12 protein-coding genes and 1 pseudogene are annotated in these 9665 nt (G+C 32.1%); 10 read left to right on the top strand and 3 right to left on the bottom strand.

Annotated elements, in window-relative coordinates; all coding sequences use genetic code 11:
• A pseudogene (locus tag C6H18_RS04945) lies at window positions 1–1521 on the top strand (autotransporter outer membrane beta-barrel domain-containing protein); the annotation flags it as partial.
• Between the two features lie 8 nt (window positions 1522–1529).
• Here C6H18_RS04945 and C6H18_RS04940 read toward each other — a convergent pair.
• Window positions 1530–1970 (bottom strand): hypothetical protein, encoded by a 441-nt coding sequence (locus C6H18_RS04940; RefSeq protein WP_104721999.1) that lies wholly within the window; start codon window positions 1968–1970, stop codon window positions 1530–1532.
• 40 nt (window positions 1971–2010) lie between these two features.
• Here C6H18_RS04940 and truB point away from each other — a divergent pair, with 40 nt between their 5' ends.
• From truB to C6H18_RS04895, 9 genes are read left to right on the top strand one after another with little or no spacing between them, the layout of a single operon-like run.
• Window positions 2011–2835, top strand: coding sequence for a tRNA pseudouridine(55) synthase TruB (gene truB / locus C6H18_RS04935; protein ID WP_104721998.1), 825 nt, complete (start codon window positions 2011–2013; stop codon window positions 2833–2835).
• A complete protein-coding gene (csrA, locus tag C6H18_RS04930; RefSeq protein ID WP_104721997.1) occupies window positions 2829–3062 on the top strand; it encodes a carbon storage regulator CsrA in 234 nt (77 codons plus the stop codon). Before truB ends, csrA begins: the two co-directional genes overlap by 7 nt.
• Complete coding sequence (locus C6H18_RS04925; RefSeq protein WP_104721996.1) at window positions 3059–3811, top strand: 4-(cytidine 5'-diphospho)-2-C-methyl-D-erythritol kinase; 753 nt, start codon at window positions 3059–3061, stop codon at window positions 3809–3811. Before csrA ends, C6H18_RS04925 begins: the two co-directional genes overlap by 4 nt.
• Window positions 3808–4266, top strand: coding sequence for an SsrA-binding protein SmpB (gene smpB, locus C6H18_RS04920; protein WP_104721995.1), 459 nt, complete (start codon window positions 3808–3810; stop codon window positions 4264–4266). The genes C6H18_RS04925 and smpB overlap by 4 nt, the downstream gene beginning before the upstream one ends.
• A 9-nt stretch (window positions 4267–4275) precedes the next feature.
• Window positions 4276–4707 (top strand): TonB-system energizer ExbB, encoded by a 432-nt coding sequence (exbB, locus tag C6H18_RS04915; protein WP_104721994.1) that lies wholly within the window; start codon window positions 4276–4278, stop codon window positions 4705–4707.
• 24 nt (window positions 4708–4731) lie between these two features.
• Window positions 4732–5118 (top strand): biopolymer transporter ExbD, encoded by a 387-nt coding sequence (locus tag C6H18_RS04910; protein ID WP_104721993.1) that lies wholly within the window; start codon window positions 4732–4734, stop codon window positions 5116–5118.
• A complete protein-coding gene (locus tag C6H18_RS04905; protein ID WP_104721992.1) occupies window positions 5119–5298 on the top strand; it encodes a hypothetical protein in 180 nt (59 codons plus the stop codon).
• The gene (locus C6H18_RS04900; protein WP_104721991.1) at window positions 5299–7896 is read left to right on the top strand and encodes a coiled-coil domain-containing protein; all 2598 of its coding nucleotides are present in this window, start codon (window positions 5299–5301) and stop codon (window positions 7894–7896) included. It abuts the gene before it with no gap.
• Window positions 7896–8633 carry an OmpA family protein gene (locus C6H18_RS04895; RefSeq protein WP_104721990.1) on the top strand — a complete coding sequence of 246 codons (738 nt, stop codon included), beginning with the start codon at window positions 7896–7898 and terminating at the stop codon, window positions 8631–8633. Before C6H18_RS04900 ends, C6H18_RS04895 begins: the two co-directional genes overlap by 1 nt.
• Here the strand turns inward: C6H18_RS04895 and ung are convergent.
• Window positions 8630–9325, bottom strand: a complete 696-nt coding sequence (ung, locus tag C6H18_RS04890) for a uracil-DNA glycosylase (RefSeq protein ID WP_104721989.1) — start codon at window positions 9323–9325, stop codon at window positions 8630–8632. The two genes, C6H18_RS04895 and ung, sit on opposite strands and share 4 nt — an antisense overlap.
• Window positions 9325–9615, bottom strand: a complete 291-nt coding sequence (gatC, locus tag C6H18_RS04885) for an Asp-tRNA(Asn)/Glu-tRNA(Gln) amidotransferase subunit GatC (RefSeq protein ID WP_104721988.1) — start codon at window positions 9613–9615, stop codon at window positions 9325–9327. Before gatC ends, ung begins: the two co-directional genes overlap by 1 nt.
• Window positions 9616–9665 lie beyond the last annotated feature (50 nt).

Raw genomic sequence — 9665 nt, 5'->3', positions numbered from 1 at the left:
AATGCTAATCTTACTCTTAGTAATGCAGGTAGTATAGCAGGGGGTGTTAATGCTTCAGGAGGTGGAGCAGTAACTATTGATAATCAAGGTAATATCGCACAAGGAATTACTACTAAAGATAATGCTAAGCTTAGTCTTACCAATGCAGGTATTATTGGCAAAAATAAAGATGGTAAGAATATTATTGCAGAGAGTAAAAATCCTATTGTTGTTAGTAATTGGATTGTTCGGGCTGATGAAAAAACTGGAAAGATTGATGCTTTAGCCATAGGTGGTTCTAATGCTGGTTCAACTAATATTAAAAGCATTATGATACATCCTGCTAATCTTGATCTTGATAGTATCACGAATATCAAAGATATTGTTACAGGTAGCAGGAATATCAATGCCATTGCGATGATTGGAGGGGAATTTACAATAAGCTTTGATGCGTTATCAGGCGATATAAGCACGGGTGTAGATTTAAATAGAGGCATAGGAGGAGCCGCTTATAGGAATCTTATGGATAGTTCTGCAAGGCGAACAATGTTTGTCGATTCTGTTATTGATAATTCTATGAATGGTGTCGATAATATGTTTAACAATGGCTCTGCTTTTGTTGTTTCTTCTTTTGAAGATAAAGATGCTTATTATGCGGATCTTTTTTCTTTTATTAAAGATGATGCATTTTCTTCTTCTAATGAAAATAAAAAACACTCGGTTTTTCTTTTGCCCTACCATTCTACTCAAAAGACGCAACTTTCTTTAGGGGAAGATAGTGAAGGTGATGTCAATGGAGTTATTGCGGGTTATACCACAAAGATTAATAATGCTCTTTATGGTGTGTATTTGGGTTATGAAAATATTGGTATGCAATCTTCTTATTTTGATATAACTAATCAAACTTATTATACAGGTTTTAAATATTCTAAAAGCGTTTATACTATCAAAGAACACGATGTTTATGTGGAGGCTGATGGTAGATTTGCTCTAATCCAAAATGAATTAACTAAAAAAATCAAAGATTTTATGGGTGGTCCTGATAATCTAGCAAAGGCTAATCCTAGAACTTATGGTTATGCATTAGGTGGAACTCTGGGGGTAAATTTCGCACAAGGAGAGAATGTGTTTTCTCCTGAGCTTAGTGTAACTTATGAGGGGAGCTACACACAATCTTATAGTATGGAAAATACACAAGGGGCTGCTACTGTTAGAGGAGGAGAGCGATATTATGCTAATAAGCTTAATCTCTTTAGCACGAAGTTAAGTTTAGGTTGGTATAGAGATTGGCATCCTCATTTTAAAACTTTAGTTCAAGGAGGGATGAAGTTTAATCTTAATCCAGTAACTACTTCTTCTGCTAGATTTGGAAAATTCTATGTCAGTGATTCTTATCTTTTACCTAGATTTAGTGAGTTTGGAGGAGCTTCTTTGATTGTTCCTGTTAGTAATGCCTTTTATTTCTCTATTAACTATAATGGGAATTTTGATAAGAATGGTGCTATGCATACAGGATATGCGCAATTTAATTATTTGTGGTAAGAGGGGGGTTATTTTAGAGATTCTAAAATAAATGTATCAAAATGCGTGTCATAAAGGGGATTGAAGCTTGCAACTGGAAATTCATAATCTTTCTTTAGGATTCTTGTTGCATTATTTGTAGAGAATATTTTAATATGGAGTGTAAAGATATATCTTGCAATCATTGAAAAAGAAGTATTGGGTGCAAAATCTCCTTGTGATTCATTATAAAAATTTGTGAAAAAGTATTCTATTTGTGTGATATTATTATTGGGATTTTGATTAAAAAGTATTTTGAAGCGATTTTCAAAAGTTTGGATTAAGTCTTGTGGGATTATAGAAGAACTAGAGATGCTTTGATAAGTAATTATAGGGTATGGGACAATCGGAGTTTGTGTAGCAATCCTTTCTTTATAAGAGCAACCATAAAGTATAAAACCTAAAAGAAAAAATGATAAAATCTTTTTCATAAATATCCTTTTTATTATTGTAGCCTAAATAAGGAAAAATTTGGATTGTATTTTTGTTGCTAAAAAACCTCTTTTTATTTCTTCTAATGCCTACTTAAGCCAACTTAAACGACGAGATAAGGTTAAAAGGGCTGGATTTAGCGGGATTTTAGATCCCTTTGCGTGTGGGACTTTAATCATTGCCTATGGAGGATATACAAGGCTTTTTAGGTTTTTAGAAAAGAATCCTAAAGTTTATCAAGCTACACTTTGGTTGGGATTAGAGAGTGATACATTGGATATTGAGGGGATTAAGGAGATTTATAATGTTCAAAAGTTTAAAGAAGAACAATTAGAATCTTTGTTGCAGTGTTTTTGCGGTAAAGTCTCTTTTGTCCCACCTAAATATAGTGCGAAAAAAATTAATGGAAAAAAGGCTTATGAAATTGCTAGAAAAGGGGGAGAGGTAGCTTTAAAAAGTCAAGAAATGGAGATTTTTAAAATAGAATTTTTAAATTATCGTCATCCTTTTTTAAGCTTCAAAGTCTGGGTGAGTGAGGGTAGTTATATTCGTTCTTTAGGGGAATTAATTGCTAGAGAGTTAAATTGTTTTGGGTCGCTTAGTTATTTAGAGCGATTAAGTGAGGGGGGATTAGTCTTTCAAAATGAAGCAAAATTAAATCCTTTGGATATTTTACCTTTTCCTATCATAGAATGCCAAGAAAATCTTAGAGAGACTATTTTTAATGGGAGGAAAATCTCTAAAGAGGATTTAAAAATTTACAAAGAAGGTAAATATATAGTAAAATTTGAGGAATTTTTTTCTATAATTTTATACCAAGAAAAAAAAGTAGAATATTTAGTAAATAGGATTCCCTTGTGTTGATTTTATCAAGAAAAGAAAATGAAAGTATTAGTATTGGTGATAATATTATTATTAAGGTTATTTCCATCGATAAAGGAAATGTAAAATTAGGATTTGAAGCCCCTCCTAATTTATTAATTTTACGAGAGGAATTAAAATTAGCTATCTTAGAAGAAAACAAAAAATCTCTTAGTAAGCAAGGGGATTACATTGATAAGCTAATGGGTGCTAAGAAAAAAATTCTATGATAAAATCTTTTGCAAAAATTAATATTTTTTTAAAAATTACCGGTAAAATGCTTTATAGAGGTCAAGCCTACCATACAATCTCTTCGCGCTTTATGCTTTATCGGGATTTATATGATGAAATGGAGATAAGCTTTAATTCTGAAGAATTTCAAATATTAGGAAATTTTGATTGTTCTTTAGAAAAAAATACCATTTATCAAGCTTATAAGGAGATTTTACCCTTTTTAAACCAAGAGCAAAAAGAAGCAATTTCTCATCTAAAGATAAATGTTCATAAAAAAATTCCAAGCGGTGGCGGATTAGGTGGAGGAAGTTCTAATGCGGCGATTTTTTTACAATGGGTGAATGATTTTTGTGGGCTTGCTTTGAATAATGAGAAACTTTGTGAGATTGGTAGCAAAGTTGGGAGTGATGTGCCATTTTTTGTGAGTGGGTTTGAAATGGCTAATGTAAGTGGAAGGGGAGAGATAGTGGAATTTTATGATGAAGAGGCTTTAAAGGTAGAAATTATCAATCCTCATATTCCGACTAATACGGCTAGAATCTATGAAGAATATTCTAAAAATTTTTATAAACCTACACAAGAAAATTGGTTGAACTTAGAAAATCAAAAAATTTTGGAAAAATCTGCTTTAGAGGCTAATGATTTATTAGCTCCTTTATTAAAAATTCATCCTAATCTTAACCATTGGGTAAAAGAAGGGGGATTCTTAAGTGGTAGTGGTAGTTGTTTTTGGAGAGTCGTATGAAGATAATTGCGACAAATAAAAAAGCCAATTATGATTTTTTTATTTTAGAAAAATATGAAGCAGGGATTGAGTTAAAAGGGAGTGAGGTAAAATCTATTCGTGCAGCAAAAGTGAATTTAAAAGATAGTTTTGTTAAAATTATCCAAGGTGAAGCTTTTTTGTTTCAAGCACATATTGCAGCATTAGGGACGACTAATCTTCACTATAAACCTGATGAGAAACGTCCTAGAAAATTACTTTTACATAGAAAGGAGATTGATAAACTTTTTGGTAAAGCACAAGTAGGTGGAATGAGTATTGTAGCTTTAAAGATTTATTTTAATAAAGCAAATAAGGCAAAACTTGAAATTGCTTTAGCAAAAGGTAAAAATTTACACGATAAGCGAAATAGTCTTAAAGAAAAGATTCAAAAAAGAGAGATTGCGCAGAGTTTGAAAGAATTTTATAAAAAATAAGGAGTAAAATTGTCTAGCTTAGCTTTAAAAGATATTGTAGAATATGGGATTTTTGGTGTTTTGTTACTGATGAGTATCATTGCTTTATGGGTTGTAATAGAACGTGTTTTGTTTTATCGTAGTGTTGTGCTTGCAATTTATAGCAAAAAGACAGAATTGGAAGTTGCTTTGTCTAAAAATCTAACACTTATTGCCACAATAGGTTCTAATGCACCTTATGTTGGATTGTTAGGGACAGTGTTTGGAATTATTTTGACTTTTGTCCAAGTGGGGCAATCTGGGATAGTTGATACAGGAGCTATTATGACAGGTCTTGCTTTAGCTTTGTATGCGACTGCTGGAGGATTGCTTGTAGCAATTCCTTCTATTATCTTTTATAATCTTTTAGTGAGGCAAAGTGAAGTTTTAATCGCTAAATGGGAAATTTTAAAAGAAATATAATTACAATCCAAATAAAGAGTAAAAATGAAAAGTATGAAAAAAATGGATACTATTAATGTCGTCCCATTTATTGATATTATGCTTGTAATGCTTGTAATTGTGCTAACTAGTGCGACCTTTATTGCACAGGGTAAGATTCCTATTAATCTTCCTCAAGCACAGGGTTCTACTGAGATTACTCAAAATTTAAAAAATATAGAAATCACTATTGATGAAAAAGGAAAGTATTATTTAGATAAAAATGAAACTACTTTAGAGGCATTAGAAACAGCATTATTAGAAATGCCAAAAGATACAGCTATTTTGTTGCGCGGTGATTCTAAGAGTTATTTTGAAAAGTTTATCGCACTTGTTGGGATGCTTAATAAGATTGATAGGATGAATGTAGATATTGAAGTGGAGCAACCTTAAATGTTTAGAGAAAGTTATGATTTAGGGACTATTATTTCTGCAATCATTACTTTTGTTATGTTAGTTTTGGTGATTCGGTTTATGCTTTATATGGTAAATCGTAAAAGACCTACTATTCAAAAGCCTGATTGGCTAGATGATGAACGTTTTGATCTTGATAAGAGGAAAAAAAGGAAATAAATGGAAAACATTGCCATTAATATTGCTTTTACGCTTATTATGGTTGCACTAGCGGTTTGGGATTTTGTAAGCTATGGAAAACAAAAGCATCGTGATTTTAAATCCATTATTATGAGTACGGGGGTTTTGGGGACTTTTGTAGGTATCTTTGTAGGATTGCAAGATTTTGATGTAGCAAATATTGAAAACTCTGTGCCTTTTTTGTTAGGAGGATTAAAAATTGCATTTTATACTTCCATTTTGGGTATGGGATTAGCTATTTTGCTTTCTGTTATACAAAAAAGTAAGGCAGTTAAGAGTGATTTTGAAAATATGCTAGAGTATTTTTCTCTCCAAATTTCTAAATTAGATAAATTAGGAGATTTGGAGAATCTTGCAAAGATTTTAGAACAAAATAGACAAACACATAAGCTACAAGAGAATTACTACCAAATGCAGTCCCAAAATTTTCTTATGCTAAAAGAATCTTTTCAAGCCACTAATCAATCCTTAAAAGAAGCAATGTATCATTTAGCACAAGGAGCTTCTAAAGAATTAATGACGGCTTTAGAAGAGGTTATTAAAGATTTTAATCAACGCATTACTGACCAATTTGGGGATAATTTTAAAGAGCTAAATAATGCCGTTTCTTCAATGGTTAAATGGCAGGAACATTATAAGGATTCTGTGGAGAGTTTAGGGGAGCATTTAAAAAATACCTTATCTGTTTTTGAAAGTTCTACAAAATCTTTAGAGCTAATTACTAAACGCGATGAGGAGATTTTAGAGGTTTATGAATCTCTAGCTCATAGCATAGAAGCTTCAAGAATAGAAAATGAAAAATTATCCCAATTATTAGCTGGGTTTTCTACAATGCACGAAGATGCAAGTAAAGCCTTGCATTGCGTGGAAGAGCTAACAAAGACATTGGAAAGTTCTCATTCCCAAACTTTAGACTTAACAAAAGTCAATCTTGAATCTGTTAGAGAGTTTTTCAAGCAAAGTCTCAAAGAACATCAAAGTAATACGCAAGAATTATTAACCATTAGCTTAAATACCTTAGAGGAGGATTATAAAAAAAGTAGCGACAATCTCGCTAGTCTTCAAGAACGATTTGAGAATTTTAATGAGTGTTATCTCTTGCAAAATAAAGAAAACTTCGAAAACTTTGCTGCGACTTTGAAAGATAAAATGCAACATTACACGCAAGAAATTTATGACAAGGATTTAGCGTTAAAAGAAAAAAATGCGGAAATCTTAGCGCAGATACAGCTTAGGGTTGAAGAGAAAATAGGGGGTGTTAGGGAGATTTTTGATAATACTTTAGAAAAACTCAATAATGCCCAAAGGGAATCTTTATTACTAATTGAGAATCAAGCCAAAAGAAGTGATGATTTATTGATTCAACACACGCAAAGTATGGAGCTTTCTTTAGAGAAAGCCAACAAAAGCCTACAAGAAGTAACACAAGAAACGAGCGAACAGCTCAGTAGAGATTCGCATATTATTCAAGAGCATATTACCAATGCTATTGTTAATTTTGATGCGCTTTTGGGTAATACGACTAAAACTTTAGAAGAAAATTTTAAAACTAGCAAAGAAACCTTAATGACGCTTTCAAAAGAGATTGAAACTGCTATGACAACCACTACAAAGAGCCTTGATACTCTTTTAAATGATACCGCTAATACCCTTAGCCAAAGCACTCAAAACATAGAAGAATCTTTTATACATAGCAGTGAGAGTATTACACAAAACCTTAATAAGACTACTGATGAGATGCATAATAGCGTTCATCGTATTTTGGAATATAATAAACAGCATACCAAGAGCTTTGAAGATCTAATGCAGCACAATATTGGTGAATTTACACAGCATATTCGCACAATGATTGAAAAGGGCAATGAGTGCAATAAAGAATTTCAAAATCAAATGCGTAGTAGCTTTGGGGAATCGTATAAAAATGCTTTAGAGGTTTTAGCGGCGTATTTAAAAAACACAACAGCAACTTATCAAAATCAACTTATGGCTTTAAACCAAAAGAGCTTTGAGGAGTTAAAGAAAGGCTATCATCAAACCTTGCAAAGTCATCAAAATTTACAAAAAGACTTACAAGAACGTTTAGAGATGATTGCAAAAGCAACCCAAGTCTTTACAAAAGAGCTATTGCAAAATTCTAAAACTCATTTAGATTCTCACTCCCAAGAAGTGATTGCCCAATACTCTGTTTTGGAGGCAAAAATTAAAGATTCTTTAGAATCTATGGCAAAAGGCTATATGGAGATGCTCTCACTCTTAACAAAGCAAAGTTTAGAATTACCAAAAAATGCGAGTGCAGAGCTTTTAAATGAGTTTAATAATTTACAGAAAAATTTAGGTTTGGCTTTGGATAAAACTTATCTTTCTTTAGAAAATAATCGTAAAGAAATTGATGAGATTTTAAAAATTACGCAAGAAAATGTTGCCTCTTCTTTATCCCAAACTTCAAATTTAAATGAGAATCTTTGCAAGTCCTTAGGAGATCTTGATAGTGTATTATCGAATATTACCTTAGGGTTTCGTCAAGATTATGAATGGTTTTTGCGTAGGATAAGAGAGCTTATGGGAGTAAGAAATTAATGACCAATAGCAAGGGTAATGAGTGGATTAGTATCTCTGATATGATGGCAGGGATTATGATGATATTTTTACTCGTTGCGGTTTCTTATATGGTGGTTATTAGTGCCACAGAAAAAAAACTTGCCATACAAAATGCTGAACTTTTAGAGCTTAATAGACAAATGAGCGATATTGCACAAACTCATCAAAATTTACAAGTAAAGCTTTATAATGATTTAATTGCGGAGTTTTCTAATAATTTAGAAGAATGGAATGCAGAAATTGATACTGACAATACGGTACGTTTTAGGGAGCCAGATATTTTGTTTGATCAAGGGCAGAAGGTTGTTAAAATGCGTTTTAAAGAAATATTAGATGATTTTTTTCCACGATATATTAAGATTTTAAGTCAAGACAAATATCAAGATGATATTGAAGAGATTAGGATTGAAGGGCATACTTCTACGGAATGGAAAAATGCTGATAGTTTAGAAGCTAGATATTTGGGGAATGCTGAATTATCACAAGCAAGAGCATTGGAGGTTTTAAAGTATTGTTTTGAGCATACAAATATTAATCCCCATAAGCAATGGCTTATTAAGGTTTTAAGAGCTAATGGGCTTTCTTTCGCAAAACCTCTTGAAAGTCAAGAATTATCGCGTAGGGTGGAGTTTAAAACTTTAACAAAAAGCAAACAAAAGATTTTAGAAATTTTAAATATCCATAAAGAACTGCAAATGCCTATGGAGGATTTTTAGCAAATCTGCCAATCAATAGGGGTTTTGCCTTGCTCTTGTAATATTTGATTGGTTTTTGAGAAGTGCTTACAGCCTAAAAAACCGCTTTTGGCAAGTGGAGAGGGATGAGCGGCTTCTAGGATAAAGTGCTTTTTGCTATCAATAAGATTCTTTTTTGCTTTTGCATAATTTCCCCATAACAAAAATATAATTCCTTCTCTTTCTTGATTGATTTTTTTAATCACATTATCTGTGAAAAGCTGCCAACCAAAATGTTGATGAGAAGCGGGTTTATTTTCTTCTACGCTTAGAATGCTATTAAGAAGCAACACTCCTTGCCTTGCCCATTTGCTTAAATCACCATTACTAGAGGGTGGTATCTTTAAATCTTCATATAATTCCTTATAGATATTTTTAAGAGAGGGGGGCAGAGTAATGTTTTTAGGGACTGAAAAGGAGAGTCCCATTGCTTGAGATTTATTATGATAGGGATCTTGTCCTAAAATAACAACTTTTAAGCTTGTAAGTGGTGTGAGATTAAAGGCATTAAAGATGAGTGGGGCTGGAGGATAGATAATTGCCCCTCTTTTTTTTGCTTCAAGGAAATGTTTTTTTATCTCTAAAAAGTAAGGTTTAAAAAATTCTTCTTTAAGGAATTCTTTCCAAGAAGATTCCATTTGGATTTTGTCCAAAGAAATGCTGAATTTTTGCATTATTCAATAATCTTAGGGACAATAAAAAAGTTATCTTCACTCTTTGGAGCATTTTTTAAAATATCTTTTGCTATGTCCGTATTGCTTATGGGAATATCCTCTCGCATAGGCAAAGCGGAGTTTATTTGGCTGAAGAAAGTAGGGATATTTTCCAAATCAAGATTATTGATATTTTCAATAAAGTTTATAATCTCATTTAGATGCTCTTTGGTTTGTTCTATCTCCTGCTCTTTTAGGCTGATATTGGCTAGTTTTTGTAAATGTGTTAAAAGGTTGGTATCAATACTCATTGAATCTCCTCGTAATTTTTTAAATAAAACATAAACATTTTGATGCCTCT

The organism is Helicobacter mesocricetorum, from assembly GCF_900198605.1.
GTDB lineage: Bacteria > Campylobacterota > Campylobacteria > Campylobacterales > Helicobacteraceae > Helicobacter_D > Helicobacter_D mesocricetorum.
Note: the sequence above shows the minus strand (reverse complement) of the source record. Positions and strands in the feature narration are given on the sequence as shown.

Coding starts and splice junctions, on each gene's coding strand:
- ung (WP_104721989.1), bottom strand. CDS start 9,325: ATGCAAAAATTCAGCATTTCTTTGGACAAAATCCAAATGGAATCTTCT.
- C6H18_RS04900 (WP_104721991.1), top strand. CDS start 5,299: ATGGAAAACATTGCCATTAATATTGCTTTTACGCTTATTATGGTTGCA.
- C6H18_RS04910 (WP_104721993.1), top strand. CDS start 4,732: ATGAAAAGTATGAAAAAAATGGATACTATTAATGTCGTCCCATTTATT.
- C6H18_RS04905 (WP_104721992.1), top strand. CDS start 5,119: ATGTTTAGAGAAAGTTATGATTTAGGGACTATTATTTCTGCAATCATT.
- smpB (WP_104721995.1), top strand. CDS start 3,808: ATGAAGATAATTGCGACAAATAAAAAAGCCAATTATGATTTTTTTATT.
- C6H18_RS04895 (WP_104721990.1), top strand. CDS start 7,896: ATGACCAATAGCAAGGGTAATGAGTGGATTAGTATCTCTGATATGATG.
- C6H18_RS04940 (WP_104721999.1), bottom strand. CDS start 1,970: ATGAAAAAGATTTTATCATTTTTTCTTTTAGGTTTTATACTTTATGGT.
- gatC (WP_104721988.1), bottom strand. CDS start 9,615: ATGAGTATTGATACCAACCTTTTAACACATTTACAAAAACTAGCCAAT.
- C6H18_RS04925 (WP_104721996.1), top strand. CDS start 3,059: ATGATAAAATCTTTTGCAAAAATTAATATTTTTTTAAAAATTACCGGT.